Origin of the sequence: Arthrobacter dokdonellae, assembly GCF_003268655.1 — a bacterium.
Taxonomy (GTDB): Bacteria; Actinomycetota; Actinomycetes; order Actinomycetales; family Micrococcaceae; genus Specibacter; species Specibacter dokdonellae.
On record NZ_CP029642.1, the window covers coordinates 442,809 to 465,240 of the forward strand.

At 65.9% G+C, this 22,432-nt stretch carries 21 protein-coding genes and 1 pseudogene; 8 read left to right on the forward strand and 14 right to left on the reverse strand.

Annotation, left to right across the window (positions count from 1 at the left end; all coding sequences use genetic code 11):
- Nucleotides 1-13: 13 nt before the first annotated feature.
- On the forward strand, nt 14-844 hold the full coding sequence (locus tag DMB86_RS02015; protein ID WP_227878539.1) for a DMT family transporter: 831 nt from the start codon (nt 14-16) through the stop codon (nt 842-844).
- On the opposite strand, the gene dnaB is transcribed toward DMB86_RS02015, so the two are convergent.
- Nucleotides 797-3,436 (reverse strand): replicative DNA helicase, encoded by a 2,640-nt coding sequence (dnaB, locus tag DMB86_RS02020; protein WP_335645023.1) that lies wholly within the window; start codon nt 3,434-3,436, stop codon nt 797-799. The genes DMB86_RS02015 and dnaB overlap by 48 nt on opposite strands.
- A gap of 501 nt (nt 3,437-3,937) precedes the next feature.
- Between dnaB and DMB86_RS02025 the strand changes: the two genes are divergently transcribed.
- Complete coding sequence (locus tag DMB86_RS02025; RefSeq protein WP_113716337.1) at nt 3,938-4,462, forward strand: DUF1801 domain-containing protein; 525 nt, start codon at nt 3,938-3,940, stop codon at nt 4,460-4,462.
- A 60-nt stretch (nt 4,463-4,522) separates the two neighbouring features.
- On the opposite strand, the gene rplI is transcribed toward DMB86_RS02025, so the two are convergent.
- The 4 genes from rplI to rpsF all read right to left on the reverse strand — a co-directional run bounded on the left by rplI (nt 4,523) and on the right by rpsF (nt 6,288).
- Nucleotides 4,523-4,972 carry a 50S ribosomal protein L9 gene (gene rplI, locus DMB86_RS02030; protein ID WP_113716338.1) on the reverse strand — a complete coding sequence of 150 codons (450 nt, stop codon included), beginning with the start codon at nt 4,970-4,972 and terminating at the stop codon, nt 4,523-4,525.
- A 15-nt stretch (nt 4,973-4,987) separates the two neighbouring features.
- Nucleotides 4,988-5,227: a 30S ribosomal protein S18 gene (rpsR, locus tag DMB86_RS02035; RefSeq protein WP_003800144.1), complete on the reverse strand. Its 240-nt coding sequence runs from the start codon at nt 5,225-5,227 to the stop codon at nt 4,988-4,990.
- Nucleotides 5,228-5,321: 94 nt separating this feature from the next.
- Nucleotides 5,322-5,921: a single-stranded DNA-binding protein gene (locus DMB86_RS02040; protein ID WP_113716339.1), complete on the reverse strand. Its 600-nt coding sequence runs from the start codon at nt 5,919-5,921 to the stop codon at nt 5,322-5,324.
- Between the two features lie 61 nt (nt 5,922-5,982).
- Nucleotides 5,983-6,288, reverse strand: coding sequence for a 30S ribosomal protein S6 (rpsF, locus tag DMB86_RS02045; RefSeq protein ID WP_113716340.1), 306 nt, complete (start codon nt 6,286-6,288; stop codon nt 5,983-5,985).
- Nucleotides 6,289-6,641: 353 nt separating this feature from the next.
- Between rpsF and DMB86_RS20220 the strand changes: the two genes are divergently transcribed.
- From DMB86_RS20220 to DMB86_RS02060, 4 genes are all read left to right on the forward strand, one after another.
- Nucleotides 6,642-6,845 (forward strand): hypothetical protein, encoded by a 204-nt coding sequence (locus tag DMB86_RS20220; RefSeq protein WP_129545445.1) that lies wholly within the window; start codon nt 6,642-6,644, stop codon nt 6,843-6,845.
- A gap of 5 nt (nt 6,846-6,850) precedes the next feature.
- A complete protein-coding gene (locus DMB86_RS02050) occupies nt 6,851-7,471 on the forward strand; it encodes a Fic/DOC family protein (protein ID WP_113716341.1) in 621 nt (206 codons plus the stop codon).
- 7 nt (nt 7,472-7,478) lie between these two features.
- Nucleotides 7,479-8,120 carry a DUF1345 domain-containing protein gene (locus DMB86_RS02055; protein WP_227878540.1) on the forward strand — a complete coding sequence of 214 codons (642 nt, stop codon included), beginning with the start codon at nt 7,479-7,481 and terminating at the stop codon, nt 8,118-8,120.
- A gap of 85 nt (nt 8,121-8,205) precedes the next feature.
- The gene (locus DMB86_RS02060) at nt 8,206-9,462 is read left to right on the forward strand and encodes a phospholipase D-like domain-containing protein (protein ID WP_113716343.1); all 1,257 of its coding nucleotides are present in this window, start codon (nt 8,206-8,208) and stop codon (nt 9,460-9,462) included.
- 36 nt (nt 9,463-9,498) lie between these two features.
- Here DMB86_RS02060 and DMB86_RS02065 read toward each other — a convergent pair whose 3' ends face one another.
- The 6 genes from DMB86_RS02065 to DMB86_RS02090 all read right to left on the reverse strand — a co-directional run bounded on the left by DMB86_RS02065 (nt 9,499) and on the right by DMB86_RS02090 (nt 16,202).
- Complete coding sequence (locus DMB86_RS02065; RefSeq protein ID WP_113716344.1) at nt 9,499-10,779, reverse strand: M18 family aminopeptidase; 1,281 nt, start codon at nt 10,777-10,779, stop codon at nt 9,499-9,501.
- Between the two features lie 9 nt (nt 10,780-10,788).
- The gene (locus DMB86_RS02070; RefSeq protein WP_113716345.1) at nt 10,789-12,234 is read right to left on the reverse strand and encodes an MFS transporter; all 1,446 of its coding nucleotides are present in this window, start codon (nt 12,232-12,234) and stop codon (nt 10,789-10,791) included.
- 66 nt (nt 12,235-12,300) lie between these two features.
- The gene (locus DMB86_RS02075; RefSeq protein WP_113719269.1) at nt 12,301-12,987 is read right to left on the reverse strand and encodes a response regulator; all 687 of its coding nucleotides are present in this window, start codon (nt 12,985-12,987) and stop codon (nt 12,301-12,303) included.
- Nucleotides 12,988-13,003: 16 nt separating this feature from the next.
- Nucleotides 13,004-14,305 (reverse strand): sensor histidine kinase, encoded by a 1,302-nt coding sequence (locus DMB86_RS02080; protein WP_227878541.1) that lies wholly within the window; start codon nt 14,303-14,305, stop codon nt 13,004-13,006.
- A gap of 47 nt (nt 14,306-14,352) precedes the next feature.
- Entirely contained in the window at nt 14,353-15,252 is a 900-nt protein-coding gene (locus DMB86_RS02085) for an ABC transporter permease (protein ID WP_113716346.1), read from the reverse strand.
- On the reverse strand, nt 15,252-16,202 hold the full coding sequence (locus DMB86_RS02090; protein ID WP_113716347.1) for an ATP-binding cassette domain-containing protein: 951 nt from the start codon (nt 16,200-16,202) through the stop codon (nt 15,252-15,254). Before DMB86_RS02090 ends, DMB86_RS02085 begins: the two co-directional genes overlap by 1 nt.
- Nucleotides 16,203-16,505: 303 nt before the next feature.
- On the opposite strand from DMB86_RS02090, the gene DMB86_RS21310 reads away from it, so the two are divergent.
- A complete protein-coding gene (locus DMB86_RS21310; protein ID WP_171814334.1) occupies nt 16,506-16,844 on the forward strand; it encodes a phosphatase PAP2 family protein in 339 nt (112 codons plus the stop codon).
- On the opposite strand, the gene DMB86_RS02100 is transcribed toward DMB86_RS21310, so the two are convergent.
- Together DMB86_RS02100 and DMB86_RS02105 are read right to left on the reverse strand one after the other, a co-directional pair.
- Nucleotides 16,823-18,088, reverse strand: a complete 1,266-nt coding sequence (locus tag DMB86_RS02100) for an MFS transporter (RefSeq protein ID WP_113719271.1) — start codon at nt 18,086-18,088, stop codon at nt 16,823-16,825. The genes DMB86_RS21310 and DMB86_RS02100 overlap by 22 nt on opposite strands.
- A gap of 14 nt (nt 18,089-18,102) precedes the next feature.
- The gene (locus DMB86_RS02105) at nt 18,103-18,708 is read right to left on the reverse strand and encodes a TetR/AcrR family transcriptional regulator (RefSeq protein ID WP_113716349.1); all 606 of its coding nucleotides are present in this window, start codon (nt 18,706-18,708) and stop codon (nt 18,103-18,105) included.
- Nucleotides 18,709-18,778: 70 nt separating this feature from the next.
- Here DMB86_RS02105 and DMB86_RS02110 point away from each other — a divergent pair.
- A pseudogene (locus tag DMB86_RS02110) lies at nt 18,779-20,513 on the forward strand (glycoside hydrolase family 3 C-terminal domain-containing protein); the annotation flags it as partial.
- A 59-nt stretch (nt 20,514-20,572) separates the two neighbouring features.
- Here the strand turns inward: DMB86_RS02110 and DMB86_RS02115 are convergent.
- Nucleotides 20,573-22,255: an ABC-F family ATP-binding cassette domain-containing protein gene (locus DMB86_RS02115; protein WP_113716350.1), complete on the reverse strand. Its 1,683-nt coding sequence runs from the start codon at nt 22,253-22,255 to the stop codon at nt 20,573-20,575.
- Between the last annotated feature and the right edge of the window lie 177 nt (nt 22,256-22,432).

Genomic DNA, 22,432 nt, shown 5'->3' on the forward strand with positions numbered 1-22,432 from the left:
CGGCTGCGGCACATTGACGTGGCGCTGCTGGCGGGTGCGGCGCAGGCCGGGAGCCGCGGAGTTGTGGACCGGGGCACTGCTGGGGCTGACGCAGGCCGCAGTGTTGTTCCTCGAGACTTATGGCGTTGCCCAGACCCGGGCCGCCAACGCCGGGCTGATCATCAGCCTGACCGTGGTGTTCACGCCTCTGGTGGACTCCGTCGCGACGCGGAGGTGGCTGCCGCCGGGATTCTTTGTGTCGGCCGTTGTGAGCGTGGTGGGCGTGGCACTGCTGGTTTCGGGCGGAGGTTTCCGGACACCCAATCCAGGCGACCTGCTGATGCTGGCTGCGGCTGCCGTGCGGGCCTGCCACGTGACGCTGCTGGGCGCCCTGACCCGAAACAAGCCCGACAGCTCCGTCACCGTGACGCTGATCCAATCCGTGGTGTGCGCCGTGGCGGGGATTGCCCTGGACCCAATGGGGATGGTGGCGGCCGCCTTAGCCTTTGGCCCGTCGGGCTGGCTGGGCGTGCTGTTCCTGGGACTGGCCGCCAGCGTGTTCGCATTCGTGGTGCAGCTGTGGGCCGTGCGGCGGACCTCTGCGTCCCGGGCCAGCCTGCTCATGGGTACCGAGCCGGTGTGGGCGGTGCTCGTGGGCGTGCTTTTTGCCGGTGAGTCGCTTGGCTGGCCCGGCGCCTGCGGTGCCGCGTTGATGGTGGGAGGCTGCTACGCCGGGCAGCGGATCGAGGCGCGGTTCAGGGGTTCACCGCCACGCCTTGTCGACGGCGCCGCTGAAAGTGCCGGTGTTCCGCCCGTGCTAGTACCCGCCCCCGCCACTGTCGCTGGCCATGTTGGCGAACCGTGAATAGTGGCCCTGGAATCCCACCACGATGGTCTTGGTGGGGCCGTTGCGGTGCTTGGCCACAATGACGTCGGCCTCACCGGCGCGCGCCGACTCCTTGTCATAGATGTCCTCACGGTGGAGCAGGATGACCATGTCGGCATCCTGTTCGATCGAGCCGGATTCACGGAGGTCTGAAACCATGGGCTTCTTGTCCGTGCGCTGCTCGGAACCACGGTTCAGCTGCGACAGCGCCACCACGGGCACCTGCAGTTCCTTGGCCAGGAGCTTCAGGGCGCGGGAGAACTCGGAGACTTCCTGCTGGCGCGATTCCACGCGCTTGCCGGAGGACATGAGCTGGAGATAGTCCAGGATGACGAGCTTGAGGTCGTGCTGCTGCTTCAGGCGCCGGCACTTGGCGCGGATTTCCATCAAGGACATGTTCGGGGAGTCGTCAATGAACAGCGGGGCGTCGTTCATTTTGCCCATGGTCGTGGCGATCTTGGACCACTGGTCGTCCTTGACGGTTCCCTTGCGGAGGTCCTGCAGGCTGATGGTTGCTTCGGCGGAGAGCAGGCGCATGGCCAGCTCGTTGCGGCCCATTTCCAACGAGAACACGACCGTGGCCATGTTGTGGTTGATCGCGGCCGACCTCGCCCAGTCAAGTGCGAACGTCGAGTTGTGGGTGGGAATGAAGGAGCGGCCGGCCAGGTACAGGTGGCTGCCATGGGCGATCTGGATGCACTTCACGGGGACAGATTCAACCGGGCGGACCGACGTGATGAAGCGCTGGGTGCGCTTTGGCGTGGCACGCGCGTCGCGTTCCTTGTGCAGCAGCTGCTTGCGGGTCAGGCCAAAGACGACGTCGTCGGTGGCGAAGGTGATCGTGTAGCAGGTCGACGACTGATCGGTGTGTCCGTTCACCCGCTTTTCCGACCACCCGGTGCGGTAGCCCAGGCTGTGCACGAGTTCGCGCGTGTCTTCGGCCAGACGCCGGCTCGTCACGGCGAATTGAACGCACCCGCTGCTGGTCACAGTCCCGTCGGTGTCCAGCAGGCCCGCCAGGAGGTCCCGCCGTTGGGCGATGCCCGCCCGGAGATAGGAGCCGGGAATGTGCTTGTTGCCCAGCAGCCGGTTTGATCGCAGCAGCGCCTGAAGTGACCCATGGTCGAGCCGGCAAGGCTCACAGCGGAGTCCTCCGCTGCAGGGGACTCCGCAATCAATGCAAGTCGGTGACGGCACCGGCGAGGTCGTGTACCGTGCCCTGCGGCCGCAATTCTGGGAGCAGGTGCGGACCTGTCGTAGTTTGTTGGTGAACGACGTTCCACAAACGACACAGATGCCTTCAAACACAAATGATTCTGCCGGCAGGTGGAGGCTGTAGACCATGTCCGAGACGGCCCTGAGTTCGTAGCCCTCGGCGGAGATGCGCATGAACACCTCGTCGTCCGTGTTTGTCACGCGGGCGGCCGCTGATGCGCCATCGCCCAGCCACGCCCCGAGCGTGTACGGGCCGATTGGCAACTCTGCCGCGGGCAGTTCCAGGGCGGCGGCGTTCCTGATCGAGTGGTTCAGGCGGTTGTCCGCTGTTTCGCAGCGAAGGGTTTCGGCAATCTCCGCCGTTGTGCGCACCTGCGGCGTGATCCGCGGTTGGCTGGCCGCCTGCGCGGATTTCCGCAAGGAGCGCGTGTCGGTGAGCCACTGGTGCTCGGCATCGGCAGTCAGGACGCTGCCGTCGTCGAACGTCACCTCAAAGCAGGGACGGCCCAGCATGACTTCAGTAGCCCCCACCACCAGCGTGGGCGTGCCGTCGGCAGCCAGGACGGTGTCCCCGACCTTGACCTCGCCCATGGTGGTCCAGCCCGCAGGCGTGGGCAGGGCGGTGTCCAGCGCGAGGGCCTTGCCGACGGCCGGCCTGGCCGCGATGACAATCATCTGGCCCGGGTGCAGGCCGTTGGTCAGTTCATCAAATTCGTAGAAGCCCGTGGGCACGCCCGTCATGCCTTCGCCCTTGTGGCCGGACGCCTCAATTTCATCCACGGTGGATTCCATGACGTCCTTGAGGATGACGTAGTCCTCGGTGGTGCGGCGCTCGGCCACGGCGAAGATCTCCGCCTGCGCGGCGTTCACCACGTCCTCGACCTCGCCGTCCTGGGCGTAGCCCATCTGGACGATCTTGGTCCCGGCCGTGACGAGTCGGCGAAGCACGGCGCGCTCGGCCACGATCTCGGCATAAAAGCCGGCGTTGGCCGCGGTTGGAACGGACTGGATGAGCTGGTGCAGGTACGCGGCCCCGCCCACCTTGGCGATTTCCTGGCGTTTGGTCAGCTCATCGGCCACGGTGACGGCGTCGGCAGGTTCGCCGCGGCCGTAGAGGTCAAGGATGGCCTCGTAGATGCTCTCGTGGGACGGGCGGTAGAAGTCGTTGCCGCGCAACACCTCCACGACGTCCGCAATGGCGTCCTTGGAGAGCATCATGCCGCCCAGGACGCTCTGTTCCGCCACGAGGTCCTGCGGGGGCGTCCGGGCAAAGTCCGGCTCCCTGGACGATCCTAGGGTGTCCATTGCTGGAGCTGACATGATTTGTGCCCACTTTCGTACCTGCTGGCCTGGCATATTCGAAACCGCTTGGTTTCGTCTCGAGTGCTTCCTCCCGTCCTACCAGCACCTAACGACATTATTGCCGTTCGCGGAGGGGATCCCCCCGCAACGGTAGACGCTCTGTGGACAACTACCAACCCCGTTGTCCACCGTCCATGTGGATAACTTGTGCATTAAGTGCCATGCCTTGTGCACAGGCTGGGGAGAACTATGTGGATAATGGATTAGTTTGAATACGAATGTGGCTCTGACCTGCGCAAACACTGCCCACCGCCTGTGGGTAAAAAGAAAATTGCCAGCAACTCTCATCCACAACTTGCATGTTGACAGGCCGGTCCAAGGGGGATACCCACGGGGATATCCACAGACATATGCCCAGCTTGTGAATGACGGCCCGCGTCCGGGGACGCTGACCTGCACGTATGCAGGGGACGTATGTACCGGGCGGTAACATCGCAGGCCATTCGCGCCCTAAGCTGGGGGCAAGCACGCAGGGACAGGACCGGGAGGCACGCCATGGGACCATCACAAGGACCATCACAAGCAGGGGGTCATGAAACGGCGGCACCCGAAGAGGGGCCCAAGACCACTGGAACGCGAAATACCAACAAGACGCGGGCCACCACTGCGGACGTCGGGAAGTTCATCGACACCGTAGACACCAGCGCGGTCCGCCGCTCGGACGCCCGCGCCCTGCTGGGCATCATGGCGCAGGAAACGGGCCAGCAGCCGGTGATGTGGGGGCCCACCATCATCGGCTTCGGCAGCTACCACTACCGGTACGCCTCCGGCAGGGAAGGGGACGCAGCCGCCGTCGGATTTTCCCTCAGGAAAGCGCACCTGGTGATCTACGGGCTGACCTCCCCTCCCGGCGTCGACCATGTCCTGGAACGGCTGGGGAAGTTCAAGCGCGGCGCGGCCTGCCTCTACGTCAACCAGCTGGCGGACATCGACCCGGACGTGCTGCGCGAGCTCGTCCGGGCAGGATACCGGCACATGACCGGGCAGCAGAGCGGGCAGCAGGGCAGGCAAAACGGGTAAGGGAAAGGCCGGCCCCCGCGCACGGGAACCGGCCTTTCCTGGTGAAGCGTGAAGCGGGTGTTAGCCGGCAACCACGTTCAGGGTGATCACGGCGGTGACGTCTTCGTAGAGACGGACGTTTGCCGTGTACTTGCCAACCGACTTGATGTGGGTGGGCAGTTCGATCTTGCGCTTGTCGACGTTGCCGAGACCGGCAGCGGCAACAGCCTTTGCCACGTCGTCAGCCTTGACGGTGCCGAACAGGCGTCCGGACCCGCCGGCCTTGACGGTCAGCGTGACCGGCTTGGCGGCCAGTTCGGCAGCCTGGGCCTGAGCGGCTTCAACGGAAGCGTGCTCGTGGGCGGCGCGGGCAGCCTTGATGGACTCAACCTGCTTCTCGCCTCCCTTGGACCATGCCAGGGCGAAGCCGCGGGGCAGAAGGTAGTTACGTGCGTAACCGTTCTTCACCTCGACGATGTCACCCGAGGTGCCGAGACCGGTTACTTCGTGGGTCAAAATGAGCTTTGCCATGTTTATTTATCTCCCTTAACCGCGGCCAGCGCCGGAGTAGGGCAGCAGTGCAACTTCGCGGGCATTCTTGATTGCCTGGGCGATCTTGCGCTGCTCCTGGACGGTGACACCCGTGACGCGGCGCGCACGGATCTTTCCGCGGTCAGAGATGAACTTGCGCAGCAATGCTACGTCCTTGTAGTCGATGACAGTGATGTCAGCGGCCTTCAAGGGATTGGACTTTGGTTTGGGCTTACGGAGTTCAGCCTTAGCCATCGTGGAGCTCCTTAGTATTCGTGGAGCCCGTGGATATTAATCCGCGGGATGGTGATCGTGCGGCGGTTGCCGCACTGGGTAAAAAGGGTTGTTGCTAGAAGGGGGGCTCGGAGTTGTCCGGGCCCGCGCCCCAGCCTGACGAACCGCCGCCGGGCGTGGCCCACGGATCGTTCGCCGGAGCAGCCTGCGGCTGCGGCTGTTGCTGGCCGCCGTTGCCGGCGAAGTTGCCTCCGCCGGAATTGCCGCCAAAACCGCCCTGCCCCCCGCCGGCGTTGCCGCCGCCGAAGTTGCCTCCGCCGCCGCCGAAGCCGCCACCCTGGCCGCCGGAGCGCTGGGTGCGGTTGACCTTGGCATTGGCGTAGCGCAGCGAGGGGCCGATCTCGTCGACCTCAAGCTCCATGACGGTGCGCTTTTCGCCTTCTTTGGTGTCGTAGGTCCGCGACTTCAGCCGGCCGGAGACAATGACGCGGGTGCCCTTGGTGAGGGACTCGGCCACGTTCTCTGCCGCTTCCCGCCAGATCGACGCGCGGAGGAACAGCGTTTCGCCGTCCTTCCACTCGTTGCTCTGCCGGTCAAAGGTCCGCGGAGTCGACGCGACGGTGAAGTTCGCTACTGCTGAACCGCTCGGTGTAAACCGCAGTTCGGGGTCACTGGTGAGGTTGCCAATGACCGTAATAGTGGTTTCGCCTGCCATCTGCTCCTGCTTCCTGCTTGGGTGTTTTCCTACGGTGAAAAACGTGTGGGGCGGGCCGAAGTTACTCGGCCACGACCTTCTGGTCTTCCGGACGGATGATCTTGGTGCGCATGATGGTCTCGTTGAGGCCAAGCTGGCGGTCAAGTTCCTGGGCGGTAGCCGGTGCAGCGGTGAAGTTCACCACGGCGTAGATACCTTCGGACTTCTTCTTGATCTCGTACGCCAGGCGGCGACGGCCCCAGATGTCTACCTTTTCGATGGTTCCACCATCGGTGGTGATGACATTGAGGAACTTCTGAAGTGACGACTCTACGGTACGCTCGTCGACCTCGGGGTCGATGATGACCATCAATTCGTAAGGACGCATATGTGAACCCACCTCCTTTGGGCTAAGCGGTTACGGTCTTTCCGTAACAGGAGGTTCATTTGCGGTGCCTGCGCCGTTCCCTGGCGCCCTCCCGAAGGTGGGCAGGTGCCAGCACAGACTTGTCCATCTTACAGTACGTACGACGCCGGGCCCTCGCCTTTTCCCGTAAGGGCCGCCACAGGCGGTGGATAAGTCCCGGCGGCTGCCGGGGATCCACGTTCGCGAAGCATCGTCGCGAATTGACGAAGTACGCGGCGGTTGGCGGCCTGCTGTGGATTTCTCCAACCGCAACCCGGGCAACCCGAATAGAGTGGGCCCTTGGGGAGTGGCCCGTTGCTGCGAAGGAGTTGCGCTTGTCGGCACAAGAGAACCCAAGCGGGTTGGACGAACAGCAAGTGCGCGACGCCATGGAGTTCGCCGCCGGCATTCAGGGCTTTGCCGGCGGGGATCCGGACAAGCGGTCCCAGCGCCTGGCCCGGCGGATCCTGCGCGGCACGTCCACGCCGGAAGCCGCGGTGCGCCGCTACCTGGACGCCACCCTGCCGGAGGTGGAGTAGCCGCCATGCCGGACCGGTACACGTATCCCAATTCCGAGGTCTTGAAGAACAGGTTCAGCCTCGTCGAACAGTTTGCACTCAGCCGCGTGGAGAACGGCCTGGTGGAGCTGGGCCTCGCCGCGCTGGCCGTGTCGCCCGAGGAGCCGACGTTCCGGCTCTCCCACCTGCAGGCCATCCACCGCCGCCTGTTTGGCGAACTGTACCCGTGGGCCGGGGAGCTCCGGCAAACGGACAAGGAGGCACGCGGCTCCGGCGTGGTCCACTGCCGCCCGGAATTCCTTGAAACGACTGCCGAGGACGTTTTTGGGGCACTGCGCGACGACATCCTTCTGGACGGGCCGGGCAGGGACGTCTTTGCCGGGCACCTTGCCCACCACTGGGGCGCCCTCGCCATGCTGGATCCGTTCCGGGACGGCAACACCCGCGCCCAGGCGGTGCTCCTCGACCAGCTGTCCCGCAACGCCGGATGGCGCATCAGCTGGGCCGACGTGGATCCCGACTGGCTCAAGGAGGCACGCCTGGCCGCCGCCGCCGGCGATCCGGGCCTTCTGGGCAAGCTCCTGGCCCGCGCCACGGTCCCGCTTGCCGCAGGAAAGTGCCGGATGCCGGCCCCGCCCGTGGCATGATCGCCGTATGGTTACCACACGAGCGAAACACCGCAGGGGGCGGCTGGCTGTCATGCTCATCGCCGGGCTTGGCTCGGCAGCGGCCACAGTGATGTTTGGCGCGTGGGTTTACGCTCCGGCCGTCGGCTGGACCGTCGCGGCGCTGGTCTACAACCTCTGGGTGTGGCTGACCATCGCCCGCATGGACAACGTCCGTACGGCAAACCACGCGAAGGAGGAGGATCCCGGGCGCAGCACCTCGGACCTTCTGCTGCTCCTGGCGGCGGTGGGCTCGCTGGCCGCCGTCGTGCTGGTCATGGTGGGCAGCAAGGATGTGACGGGCGGCGGCAGGGCGCTGCTGGCGCTGCTGGCCTTGAGCTGCACGGCCATGTCCTGGCTGCTGGTGCCCACCTTGTTTACGCTGCGCTACGCCGAGACCTACTACGCGCGAGGGGCCGGCGGCGTCAGCTTCAACCAAAAGGAACCCCCGCAATACACGGACTTTGGCTACCTGGCGTTCTGCCTCAGCATGACGTACCAGGTCTCCGACACGGACATCACCACGCGGGCGATGCGGTCGATCGCGCTGCGGCAGAGCCTGCTGGCTTTCGTGTTCGGCACCGGCATTTTGGCCAGCACCATCAACCTGGTGGTCAGCCTCGCCCAGTAGCCGCTGGCAAAACGGCTGCCTGGCTGGCCGCGCCGGAATGGTGAAAAGCACGGGCTCCCGGCCGCCAACCGGATAGGCTGTCCGCATGGAAGAACTGCTCCCCGAGCCCGTGGCCGAGGTCGCCCGAAAGACTGTGACCCGCTCAATCTTGGGTTTCGCGGCCCTCCAGGGAGCAGTAATCGCCGGCCTGGTCATTGTGGACATGGTCAAGAAGCGCGACCGGAGCAAGCGCAAGGGTTTCCCGCACCCCGGCACTTTTGACAAGGCTGTTTCGGACACGCAGGTCACAACCTACACCTACGGGGCCGACCTGTACCGCGACATGCTCCTCGCCATCAACAACGCACAACATCAAATCCTCATCGAAACGTTCATCTGGAAGAACGACGACACCGGGAAACAATTCAAAGACGCCCTGAACGAAGCCGCCGGCCGCGGGGTGGACGTGCACGTCATTTACGATGGGTTCGCCAACCTGGTCGTGCCGCCATCCTTTTTCCGGTTTCACCCGGACATACACGTCTACCGCTTTCCAGTGGTCCGTCCGTCAATGCTCCTGAAGACCATACGCAGCACCGGGCTGGACCACCGCAAACTCCTCGTCGTCGATGATCAAATCGGCTTCGTCGGAGGCTATAACATCGGGTCCCTGTACGCCACAGAATGGCGGGACACACACCTCCGGCTTGACGGACCCTCGGTATGGGACCTGCGGCAGGCGTTCGTCACCGTCTGGAACGACCACACTCCCGGATCCGCAGCCGACATTGCGCACACGGCCCCGAAGGTGTGGGAACCTCGGCTCCGCACGGTCAACAACATTCCGGCGAACCTTGTCTATCCGATCCGGGGCGTCTATCTCGAGGCGATCAACCGGGCCCAGGACCACATCTACGTCACCATGGCCTACTTCATACCGGACCAGCAGATCCTGCGGGCGTTGCTTGCCTGCAGCAGGCGCGGTGTCGACGTCCGGCTGATCCTCCCCGAAGAGTCAAACCACATTCTCTCCGACTGGCTCTCGCGGGGATTTTACCGGTCCCTGCTTGACGCGGGGGTGACCATCCTGCTCTATCGCAATGCGATGATCCATGCCAAGACGGCAACCATCGACGGCAAGTGGTCAACTGTGGGCAGCGCCAACATCGACAGGCTCAGCCTGACCGGTAACTACGAAGTCAACCTTGAAATCCATGACGAAGACTTTGCCGCGGACATGCAGGAAATATTCGACGTGGACAGCCGGAACTGCCGGGTGCTGACCCTCGAGGAGTGGCAGGAAAGACCCCTGGTTGCGCGGTTCAGCGAAGCGGTCCTGGTGCCGCTGAGGCCCTTCCTCTGATACCGGAAGTGGGCCAGGCCGCCGTGCCGGCCGCACTCACACCGCGGTCCGGAACAACGTTTCCGTAATCCGCGAGAGGTGGAAGGGATCGTCCACGCCGCACAGCTCGCGCGCCGAATGCATGGACAGCAGCGGGGTGCCCACGTCCACGGTGCGGATGCCCAGGCGCGTCGCCGTCAGGGGGCCGATAGTGGAGCCGCACGGCACATCGTTGTTGGACACGAACTCCTGGTACGGCGCTCCCGTCACGTTGGACAGCCCGGCCCAGATGGCGGCGCCCGTGGCGTCGGTGGCGTAGCGCTGGTTGGCGTTGATCTTCAGCAGCGGACCGCCGCCCAGTACCGGCAGGTTGGCCGGGTCGTGCCGCTCGGCGTAGTTCGGGTGCACCGCGTGCCCGGCGTCGGCGGAGACGCAGAAGGAGTTGGCGAAGGCACGACGCCGTTCACTCACCGAAGCGCCCAGCCCGTCGGACACGCGGGTCAGGATGTCCTCGAGGATGGGCCCGCACGCTCCCGAACGCGACCCCGAACCGATCTCCTCGTGGTCAAAGGCGGCAAGGACGGGGATGACGGTGTCCGCCGTGGAGTCCGTGGCTGCGGCGTTGATCAGTGCCGTCAGCCCAGCGTGCACCGAGGTCAGGTTGTCCATCCGGCCAGCGGCAAAGAATTCGTTGCGGGCACCAAACACCTGGCCCGGCTGGGTGTCCGCCACCACGATGTCATAGCCGCCGATGGTCTTGGCGTCCACCCCCGCCCTTGCGGCCAGCAGTCCGAGCAGGTCCTCGGATCCCGGGTTGCCTTGGCCCCAGACGGGGTTCATGTGCTGCTGCTTGTCCAGCTTCAGGCCGTCGTTGGCGGACCGGTCCAAGTGGATGGCCAGCTGCGGAAAGCGCAGCAGCGGGCCGGTGGCCACCAGGGATTCCGTCCCGTCCAGGTCCACCAGGCGGCCGGCGAACTGCAGCTCGCGGTCCAGCCAGGAGTTCAGCAGCGGGCCGCCATACACCTCCACGCCTGCCTGCAGCCAGCCGTAGCGGCCCGTGGTGGGCTTGGGCTTGAGCTTGAAGGACGGCGAGTCCGTGTGCGCGCCCAGGATGTTGAACCCTGTGGTGGCCGTGGCATCTCCAGGCACCGCCCAGGCGATGATGGCGCCGTCGCGGACCACGAAATGCTTGCCGTGCACGGGCCATTCGGCGCTTTCGGGCAGCTGGCTGAAACCGGCCGCCGCCAGCCGCCGGGCGGACTCGCGCGCCGCGTGGAAGCTCGACGGCGACGCCTCGATGAAGGCGCGCAGGTCCTGAATGTGTTCAAGGGATGTCATGCTCCGAGTCTAGGGCGAGATGACGTCGAGCGGACGGTTGCGGGTGTGGGGGGTGAACTGGACCAGGATGGAGGCCACCACGATGAAGGCGGTGATCAGCATGAACGCGCCCAGGACGGACATGTGCGGCAGGAACGGCGCAATCACCAGGACGCCGATGCCGCCGCCGATGTGCCCCACGCCGTCCACCAGGGCAAAGCCCGTGGTCCGGGCCCGCGTGGGGAAACTCTCCGCGGTGAGGGCGTACGTCGGGGACACCCACAGGTTGAAGCCGGCGAAGATCAGGATGGCGCCGATGAAGGAGACCGTGATGGTGGTTCCGGCCACGGCGATGAGCACGGCGCCAATGATCGTCACCGCCGCGCCGATGGGCAGCCAAAAGCGGCGCTCCAGCTTTTCGACGAGGAAGGACATCACCATGGCCTCCGCCACGAATCCGATGGTGCCGACGGCGGCGATCACCCCGGCCTCGGGCGGCGGGAACTTCAACGCCGTCAGGATGCTGGTGAAGCCGGACGCGTAGGAGTAGACGGTGATGTAGCCGATGAACCAGATGCTGAACAACAGCGCTATCCGCCGCAGGTAGAGCGGGTTGGTGAACAGGTCCCGGTAGGGCATTTTCGACGGCGGACGCGGCAGGGCCGCCGCCTCGGCCAGCACCGGTTCGCGGAGGGTCCCGTGACGGATGGCCCGCGCTTCCATCCCGCTGACAACCTCATCGGCCTCCTGGATCCGTCCCTGGCCGATCAGCCATCGCGGGGACTCCGGCAACTGCACCCGCAGCAGGATGGCAACGAGTGCCAGCAGGGCGCCGACGCCGTACATCCACCGCCAGCCGACGTCGAACCCCGGCCCGGCCACGGCGAACGGCAGCCCCAGCGGCCACGGCGTGGACGGCGTGGTCAGGATCAGTCCAAGCCAGATCCCCACGAAGGCACCCAGCGCCGACATGATGAAGATGATGGTGGTGAATTTCGCCCGGGCCCGCCGTGGAGCCACCTCATTGATGTAGGTGTTCACGATGGCCAGGTCGGCGCCAATGCCAATGCCGGTGATGATGCGGGCAATGTTGAAGTTGACGTACCCGGGGGCCAGTGCGTTGTAGAGGGAACCGAGACCCGTGATGAGCATCGTGATCAGCAGCATGTTCCGCCGCCCGACCTTGTCTGCGTACGGGCTCAGGACCAGGGTGCCCACCACGTAGCCGGCCAGGTTCAGCACCACGGGGTACGGCAGGGCGTCCAAGGCGGTCTCCGGCGTGCAGCCGGGCTTCAGGGCCACACATGTTTGAATGAAGGAGACATTGATGTCGAAAATATCGTAGAACGTAAACAGGAATCCGAGCCCGATGATCCCGATGAAAACGTAGGACAGGGACCACACGTCGAGGCGTTCAAGCCTGGCGATGACCAGCTGTCCGGGAGATGACGCGATTTCTTCCTTCGGAGATTGCATGGTATGCTCCGCTCTTGACTTTTACTGTCAAGACAATGCTAAACCCACTAATAGTCGCTAAACCCACTAATAGTCAGGGTTGCTGGGCGTGACCAGCCCCGTTTCGTAGGCGTAGACCACCACCTGCACGCGGTCGCGCAGGTGCAGCTTCGTCAGGATGCGACGCACGTGGGTCTTCACGGTCGCCTCCGACAGGAACAGCTGGTGGGCGATTTCGGCGTTGGAAAGGCCCTGGGCGATGGCAAGGGCCACCTCCAGCTCGCGCGGCGTCAACTCCTCAAGCAGGGGGTCCCGAGGCATGGGTGTGCGCGCGGGCTGCGAGCGCACAAAGTTCTCCAGCAGGCGCGCCGTGATGCGTGGGGCCACGACGGCGTCGCCGCTGGCCACCAGGTGGACGGCGTTGACCAGTTCGGCGGGGGCCACGTCCTTCAGGAGGAATGCCGACGCCCCGGCCTGCAGCCCGGCAAATCCGTATTCGTCCAGGTCGAAGGTGGTCAGGATGATGACCTTGGCCTCGGATGCGGAGGCGCTGATTTTCCCGGTGGCCTCGATCCCGTCCATGAGCGGCATGCGCACGTCCATGAGCACCACATCAGGCGCCAGCCGGTCGACGGCCGCCAGCGCCTCGATCCCGTTGGAGGCCTCCCCCACCACGTCCAGGTCGTCCTCCCCCTCCAGGATCAGCCGGAACCCCATGCGGAGCAGGGGCTGGTCGTCCACGAGCAGCACCCTGATGGGCCCGGTGTTCACCATGTTCTCCATTCCCCGCCTATTTCCTTTCGGCCGCCGGATGCAGCACGGCCTCGACGGCCCATCCGCCGCCCGGGGCGGGTGCGGCGGCAACCGTTCCCGCGTAGATCCGTGCGCGTTCACGCATGCCCACAATGCCCTGTCCGGTCCCCATGGAGGCGTCCACGGAGCCGCGGCCGTCGTCGGACACCGCCACCTTGAGCACACCGGCGGCGGCGTCGTTGTCAATGAGCACCTGCACCCGGGAGACGGAGGTGCCATACCGCAGCACATTGGTCAGCGACTCCTGGACAATCCTGTACACGGTCAGCTGTAGCGCCGGGTCCTTGGGCAGCGCGGGACCTGCCTGGGTGACGGACAGCGGCAGCCCGGCCTGGCGGAACCCTTCGAACAATGCCGCCATGTCCGTGTCGTCCGGCTGTGGCGAACGCGATTCCGCGCCGGAGTCTTCGCGCAGCACGCCCAGGACGCGCCGCATGTCAGCCAGGGCGTTGCGGCCTGTTTGGGCGAGCTGGCCCAGCACCTCCCCCGCCTTGTCCGGATTTCTCCTCACCACGACGGCGGCCCCGTCGGAAAGTGCCACCATCACGGTCAGGGAGTGCGCAACGACGTCGTGCATCTCCCGGGCGATCCTGTTCCGCTCGGCAATGGAGGCCAGCTGGGCGTTGCGGACCGCCCACTGGCGAAGCTCCGCCTCGTGGTCCCGGCCGCGCCGCACGGAGGCGCCCACGCCGGTGGCAATGGTGTTTGAGAGCAGCAGCACGATCACGGTGATGACGCTGCTTGTCGCGGCGGAGGGCCCGTCCGCAACCAGAAACTCGTGGGGGTACCGGTAAAAGAGCAGCATGTAGCCGGCCAGCGGAACGGTGGCCAGGGCGGCTGCCGCGAAACTGAACACCGTGCGGTAGCGGACTGCCACCGCGTAGAGGCCAAACCACAGGCTTGAGCCCACGTTGCCGGCACTCGGCACCAGCATGATGTTCACGATTTCCAACGCGCACAGCACGGCCAGAACGCTGAGGGGCCGGTACCGGCGAAACATGAGTGCCACGGCCACGGCCGCCACCTGGGCGGTTTGCCAGGCCAATGCGGTGCCCGGGCCCACACGAAGGAACGCTCCGGAGGTTGCCAACAGGTATGCGGCAACCACCACCACGTCCATGACGCGGGGGTGGTTGTACAGGTAGTGCCGCAGCCTGCCCCGGCGCAGGGCCGTAAAATCCTCGGCCCGCCCGGCGGCGGCGGGTGCCGTGGCGGACGTCGGTTCGGCGGGGGCCGCGGCCGTTCGTTCCGCAGCCCCCGCCTGCTCAGGCGTGCGCATAAGGGTGGGTCTGGAGGCCCGGCGCAGGCGCCGGGCAGCAGACGGTCTTAGACGTCACGGGTCTTCAGGGTGATGATGGCAGGCACCGTGACCAGCACGATCCAGCCCAGGAAGATCAATCCACCGGACAGCGGGCTGATGAAGGCGGCCTTGTCTCCGATCTCCAGCATCCGCCCGCCAGCCACGCTGGGCACGTACTGTCCCACGTACTTCCAGAAGTCGCCGGGGACCAGGCCCAGCAGCGAGGTGCCGATTTCCAGCAGGAAGAACAGGGCCACCAGGACGATGATGCCTCCGGCGGAGCTGCGGATGAGCGTCCCCAGCGAGAGGCCGGTCAATGCAACCCCGGCGACATAGACGCCGCCCATGAAGATGCTGTAGACCACGCCGTCCATGCCCAGGGACATGTCAATGCCGTAGCCGTGCAGGATCGGGATCGAGATCAGGAAGGTGACAAATGCGGCCACCAGGGTCAGCACGTAGGAGACCACCACCAGCACAATGGCCTTGGCGAAAAAGGCCGGCAGGCGCTTGGGCACGGCCGTCATGGTGGAACGGATCATTCCCGTGCCAAACTCGGAGGCGATCAACAGCACGGCCAGGGCGCCCAGCACCAGGATGCCCAGCTGCAATCCGGCGATCGGCGTGCCGTAGATGTTGATTCCCTGCGCGCCGGCGGCGGCGACCGCCTGGTCCATGGTCATGGTGTGTCCGCCACCGGCGCCGGGACGCTCCGCCCCGAACTTCATGAGCTGGTCGATGATGGTTCCGCGCAGGAAGGCGGCAATCGTGCCCACGCCCACTACCGCCACAAAGGTGAACAGCAGCAGCAACTGGGTGGATCGCAGGGAACGGAACTTGATCCATTCGCTGCGCAACACGCCAAGGAAGGTCAGTCCGGTCCCTCCGGGAGCCGCGGATGGTGCGGGCATCGTCGTCGTACTCATCACTTTTGCGTCCCTTCCAGGGCGGCGGCCGGTTCGGCGTCATCGATTTCTTGCGAGTGGTACTCTACGGAATCCTTGGTCAGGTCGAAGTACGCGTCTTCCAGGGAGGTGGTCAACGGGGTGAGCTCGTAGACCAGCACGTGGTTGTCCAGCGCGATCTGCGCGATCCGGCGTGAATCGACGCCGGTGACCTCCAGGGTCTCGGTCTCGTTGCACTCCACCTGCACGCCGGTGGCGCTGAGCAGCTCGGTCAGGCGGGTGGCGTCGGCGGTGCGGACGCGGACCTTGGCCTGCTGACTGCCGGCCAGGATCGCCGCGATGGGGGCGTCGGCAATGATCCGGCCGCGGCCGATCACGATGAGGTGGTCCGCCGTCTGCGCCATCTCGCTCATCAGGTGCGAGGACAGGAACACCGTCTTGCCCTGCCCGGCCAGGTGCTTGGCCAGGTTGCGCACCCACAGCACGCCTTCCGGGTCCAGGCCGTTGACCGGTTCGTCGAGGATCAGCGTCTGGGGATCGCCCAGCAGTGCCGAGGCAATGCCCAGCCGCTGGCCCATGCCCAGGGAGAAGCCGCCGGCCTTCTTTTTGGCAACCGTGGCCAGACCGGTCATGTCGATGACCTCGTTGACCCGGCGGGTGGGGATGTTGTGTGTGGCCGCCATGGCCAGCAGGTGGTTGTAGGCGCTGCGGGAGGTGTGCACGGCCTTGGCGTCCAGCAGGGCGCCCACCTGGTGGAGCGGGTCGTGGTGTTCGGCGTAATGCTTGCCGTTGACCGTGACCGTGCCGGCGGTGGGCCGGTCCAGCCCCACGATCATGCGCATGGTCGTGGACTTGCCGGCGCCGTTAGGCCCCAGGAAGCCGGTCACCATGCCCGGCTTGACGGTAAAAGTGACACCGCCCACCGCGGTCTTGGCACCGTAGTGCTTGGTGAGGTTGACTGCCTCGATCATGTGGACATCCCTTATTTTTGTGGAGTCGCGTGGATGAATTTCCGGTCGCATTTCCAATGCTTGTTACCACCGTACGCATCCTGTCCGGCGTTTTCTTCGATCTCAGGGATGAATCAGGGCCGGATCAGGGTCGTCATTTTGGATGATGCGCCCTGGCCGTGGACATTGTGGGCAACACCGGCATGTTCCTGTATTCGATTGCCTTGTTCCTGGCGCTTTTGGTCCGCCACCGCCGGCTGGCATTTTTCACCGCCGCCGCGAACCTGCCCACGGCCGGGGGCCACGCAGCTGCTGAAATTCCTGGTGGGCCGGGAACGCCCTCCCCTGTGCCTGGTGCACGTCGAGTCGGCTTCATACCCGTCGGGGCATGTAAGCGCCACGGTCGCCGCGATGGTGGCCACCGCCATCGTCGTGGGCAGGCTGTGGATATGGACCAGCGGGACCGTCGTCAGCGTGGCCATGATGAACAGCCGCATGTACCTGGGCACCCACTGGCTTTCCGACACGGTTGCCGGGGCCTTGCTGGCGCTGGGCGTGACGCTGCTGCCCTGGGCCCTGGCGCACCATAAATGCCTTCCTCGGAATATTTCAAGCCGGGACCAGACGCGGCGGAGGCGGGGTCAGTGGGAGGCACCCACGTAGTCCTCGACGGGAAGCGGCTTGGCGGCAGGAGCGGTAAGTATGGAGGCGACGATGGCCACACCGATGGCCAGCAGCGCCCAGCGGACGGTGACGTGGTCGCCGAGGAAGCCAAGGAGCGGCGGTCCGGCCAGAAACGCGACGTAGCCGATGGTGGAGACGACGGAAACGCGGGCAGCCGCCCGGGCGGGGTCGTCCGCGGCGGCGGACATGCCCATGGGGAAGCCCATTGCCGCCCCGGCTCCCCAGAACACGGCGCCAAGTCCCGCGAGCCAGATGTTCGGGGCCACCACAAACAGGACCAGGCCCAGCAGGGCCGCGCCGAGGCTGCCGTAAAGGACGGGCACGCGGCCGTGGGCGTCGATGAACCGGCCGCCAAAGAACCTGAAGGCCGTCATGGACGCCACGAACACGGCAAACATGACGGCCCCGCCGGATTCGGTGGCACCGATGCCGTCCACGGTCGCCTTCGCGATCCAGTCGTTCGCGGCGCCCTCGGTCAGTGCCGCACCAAGCACCACCAGCCCCACCAGGAGCGTGCGGCTCTCCGACCACGCGCTGCGCGCCTTGCCAGGCAGGGCACCGCCTGAAATGTCGCTGCCGGGCAGGGAGCCGCCGGGCGCCCGGGCCGGCTGGGACCCGGGCGCACGCTGGGAGTCAGGCGCCGCCGTCGTGCGTGCGGAAGGAAGGAAGTGCCTCGGGATGGCGACCATGGCCACCACCACCAGGGCGACAATGGCAAACAGGTGCGCGGACATGCTGACGTTCATCGCTGACAACGCGGCTCCGACGAGCGCCCCCACCAGGGCTCCGCCGCTGAAGCCGGCATGGAACTGCGGCATGATGGTCCGGCCCAGGCGCCGTTCCACGTCGGCCCCCTCCACGTTTTGGGAAACGTCCCACAGGCCGATCCCCACGCCGAAGAAGAACAGGCCGAGTGCGGTCAGCGGCACCGAACCCCAGGCAAGCGCCGTGGCGATGATGAGGCCGCCGAGGGAGGAGGTGAAGCCTCCCACCTGGACCGTGCACGCCGTGCCCAGGCGCGCCACCACCGTGCCGGCGAGGGGCAGGGCAATGACGGAGCCGGCCGCAATGGTCAGCAGAAGCAGGCCCATCTCACCGGCAGTCAGCCCCAGGACGCGCGTGACGGCGGGGATCCGGGCCGCCCAGCTGGCAAACACGAAGCCGTTGATGGCAAAGACGGCAAACGTGGCCAGGGCCGCGTGGCGGACCGATTTCTGGTTCATGGAGGGGATGGCCTTCACTGGTCGTTGGTTCGGCTGGTGGGGGCGAACAGGGTGGCGGCCAGGTGTTCCAGGTCCTGGGCCATGTCGATGGTTTTGTCGTACATCCACTGCAGCTGCAGTCCGTCCGAGGCCGCGACCAGGAGCCTGGCGAGCACAGTGGCCGGCAGGTCGTCGCGCAGCGTGCCGGCGGCCTGCCCGGCGGCGATGTCGCGGGCCGCGGTCTCCACTATTGCCTTGAAGCGTTCCTGGAAGTAATCGTGGGAGGCGTGGCCGGGCGAGCTGGCCGTCGCCGACGCCACTGCGTATAGCGTGGTCAACCCCGGCTGGGTGGCATTCCGCCGGGCCACGGCGGGCATGGTGGAGACCAGCCCCCCGCTCTCCCCGCCGATGTCCCGGTGGGCGCGCCGGTCGCGTTCCTTCAGGACGGCCGTGAGCAGTTCCTGCTTGCTGCTGAAGTAGTGGAACAGGGTGGCCTCGCGCACGCCCACCCGTTCGGCGACGCGTTTGAGGGCCGTGCCCTCAAAACCGTCCGTGGCAAAGATGTCGGTGGCCGTCTGGATGATTTGCTCCCGGCGTTCAACGCCCTTGGCGTACCGCCCGCGGGATTGCGGAATCGACATGCCTCCCAGTCTATTTCACGCGGGCTGACAAAATCTAGTCATACTTTGTTTTTACCGGGACGCTGTCCGCATGACAGCCGCACCCCGCCCTGAACCGCAGACCCCACCCGATGCCCGGCTGCGCGACCTGGCCCGTTCCTTCTCGCTGGAGCAGCAGGTCTGGCTGCTGGCCGGCGCGGACGTCTGTCCACGCGGGCCATCCCGGAGATCGGCCTGGGTCGGATTGTGCTCTCCGACGGGCCCTCGGGCGTCCGCGGGGAGGATTTTGACGAGCGGCACGATTCCCTCTCCCTGCCGTCCTCATCGGCCCTCGGGGCCAGCTGGAGCCTGGACGTCGCGCGCCGCTACGGCCAGGTGGTGGGCCAGGAGGCGCGCCGCAAGGGCGTCCACGCCGTGCTCGGCCCCACCATCAACCTCCACCGTTCGCCGCTGGGCGGCCGCCACTTTGAGGCGTTCAGCGAAGATCCCGTCCTGACGGCCCGTCTCGCGGCGGCCTATGTGGACGGCGTGCAGTCCATGGACGTCGGCGCCACCCCCAAGCACTACATCGCCAACGAGGCCGAGACAGACCGCTCCTGCCAAGGCACAACATTTCCCCGCTGGAAGGCCTGCACAGCGCACTGCCCGCGGACGTCGTCGTCCGGTACTCCCGCAGCGCGAAGGTGGCCGAGGGCCTGCAGGAATTCCCACGCGGCAAACTCCACAACCCCGTCAGCGGCGTTCCCGGCATCCGCGTGACGTTCTTGGACGCAGCCGGGGCCGGGGTCAGCGGCGAGGACCGGCTGGCCTCCCGCCTGATTTGGTTTGGCGCCAGCACCCCGGAAGGGACCTCGGCGATCCGGCTGGATACGGTGTGGACGGTCCCTGCCGCAGGGGCGCATACCGTGGGCATCGGCACGGTCGGGCAGGTCAGGCTGACCATTGACGGCGCTGACGTTTTTGACGATGAACTCATCGACAGCACCAATGTACTGGGAGCGGCCCTGTTCGCGCCGCCGCAGAAGACCTTCGACGTCACCGCGGCTGCCGGCGGAAAAGTATCCCTGACGGCCGAATACCGGCTGCCGCCGAACCAGACGACACCCTTGACGGCGATCCTCCTCGGCGAGGAAGCAGCGGCGGGTGATCCGGCCGCGGAGATTGCCGAGGCCGTCGAGAACGCGCGGGGCGCCGACGTCGCGATCGTGGTGGTCGGCACCAACGCCGCCATCGAGTCTGAGGGTTTTGACCGCGAAAACCTGGACCTGCCCGGCCGCCAAAACGAACTGGTGGAGGCGGTTGCCGCAGCGAATCCGCGCACCGTTGTGGTGGTGATCTCCGGTTCGCCCGTGCTCATGCCATGGCGGGAAAAGTCGGGGCCGTGCTGCTGGGCTGGTTTGGCGGGCAGGAGTTTGGGGCCGCGATCGCGGACATCCTGCTGGACATCGCCGAACCCGGGGGCCGCCTGCCCACCTCCTGGCCGGCCGCACTGGCGGATGTGCCCGTGTTGAACACCACACCCGTGGACGGGCAGCTGGTGTACGGCGAGGGTATCCATGTCGGCTATCGGGCCTGGCTGAGGCAGCAGGCCGCCGGTGGGGCGGCGCCGGCATATCCTTTTGGCTTCGGCCAGGGCTACACCTCGTTTGTCCTGGGACATCCGGCGGTTCTGCCGTCGGGCCAAGGTACCGGTGTCCGGCTCCTCGGGCAACGTGGAGGTCCAGGTTCCGGCGCGTGCCTTTGCCCATTACGACGGCGGCTGGCAGCAGGAACCCGGTGTCTTCAGGGTCCTCGTGGGCAGGCATGTGGAGGACGATTTCCAGGCGCGGAGGTGGAGATCGGCTGACTTCGGCCGCTCCGCAGCCCCACACGTCGGCCGGGACCGCTACCGAGCCCGTTCCACCCGCTTTTCATCCCAGACCGGTTCCTCGGATTCATACACCTTGCCGTCGGAGCCGAAGACCAGGAAGCGGTCAAAGGAGCGGGCAAACCAGCGGTCGTGCGTGACGGCCAGGACGGTCCCTTCGAAGGAGTCGATCGCCTTCTCCAGCGCCTCTGCTGAATGCAGGTCCAGGTTGTCGGTGGGCTCGTCGAGAAGCAGCAACGTGGCTCCAGAGAGTTCAAGCAGCAGGATCTGGAAGCGCGCCTGCTGGCCGCCGGACAGGGAATCGTACTTCTGCTCGGAGCTGGAGGCCAGGCCGTAGCGGTCCAGTGCACCGGCGGCGGCCTCGCGGCCCAGACCGGAGCGGTGCTCGTCGCCACGGTGCAGGATGTCCAGCAACGTCCGGCCAAGCAGGTCCGGCCGGGCGTGGGTCTGGGCAAAGAAGCCGGGCCGGATGCGGGCGCCAAGCTTCACCGAGCCCTGGTGCGGCACGTGGGCAATTTCGACGTCGGACACCGGTTCGTGTTCCTTGTCCGGATCGGAACCGCCGGCTGCGAGCAGGCGCAGGAAGTGGCTCTTGCCTGAGCCGTTGGAACCCAGAATTCCCACCCGGTCGCCGAACCAGATCTCCGCGCTGAACGGCTTCATCAGCCCCGAAAGCTCCAGCTTTGTGGCCACGACGGCTCGCTTGGCCGTGCGCCCGCCCTTGAGGCGCATCTTCACGTTCTGTTCGATCGGAAGCGCCTCGGGCGGACCCTTTTCCAGGAATTGCGCCAGGCGCGATTGCGCCGCCTGGTAGCGGTTCGCCATGTCGGAGCGGAACGCGGCCTTGTTCTTGTACATGTTGACGAGTTCCTTGAGCTTGACGTGCTCCTCATCCCAGCGCTTGCGCAACTCCTCAAAGCGGGCATTGCGGTCCTCGCGCGCCTTCACGTACGATTCAAAGCCGCCGCCGTGGGTCCAGCTGGACGCGCCGTTGATGCCCGGCTCCAGGGTGACGATCCTGTCCGCGGCGTTGGCCAGCAGTTCCCGGTCGTGGCTGACGAACAGCACGGACTTGTCCGACGCAGCCATTTTCGCCTCGAGCCAGCGCTTGCCCGGGACGTCCAGGTAGTTGTCCGGCTCATCGAGCAGCAGCACCTCGTCCGGACCGGCAAACAACGCTTCCAGCACCAGGCGCTTTTGCTCGCCGCCGCTGAGGGATGAGGCCTTGCGGTACTGCGCCGAATAGAAATCCATGCCCATGGCGGCCATGGTGACTTCGTCCCAGGTCGTTTCCATTTCGTACCCGCCCGCATCACCCCAGTCCGCGATCGCCTGCGCGTAGGCCATCTGGGCGGGCTCGTCGTCGCGCTCCATCATGGCCAGTTCGGCTAAGTCCACCGCCTTCCCGGCGCCGGAAATGTTGGCGGAGGCGACGGACAGCAGCAAGTCCCGGACGGTGCTGTCGTCGCGGACCTGGCCCACGAACTGGCGCATGACTCCCATGCTGCCGGAGCGCGAAACAACACCCTCATCAGCCTTGATGTCCTGGCAGATGATGCGCAGCAGAGTGGTCTTGCCGGTGCCGTTGGGGCCGATCAGTGCCGTCTTTGTGCCGTCGGCGACGCGGAAGTTCACCCCGTTCAGCAGTTGCCGGCCGTCGGAGAGAAAGTAGTCAATGTTTGCAACGTCGATGTGTCCCACCGGTTAATCCTCCCATCTTTCCGCCCCGTCCAATTCGCCGTGGCCGCGGTCCCGCCGATGGGGAGGTGGGGTTAAAGCCCCTGCGAATTGGCCTGCCGGCATGACGACTTCAAGACGCCGATGGCGGCGAGGATTGAAGCATGAAAGGTTCCGTGTCCAGCAGGCCTGCACCGTCCT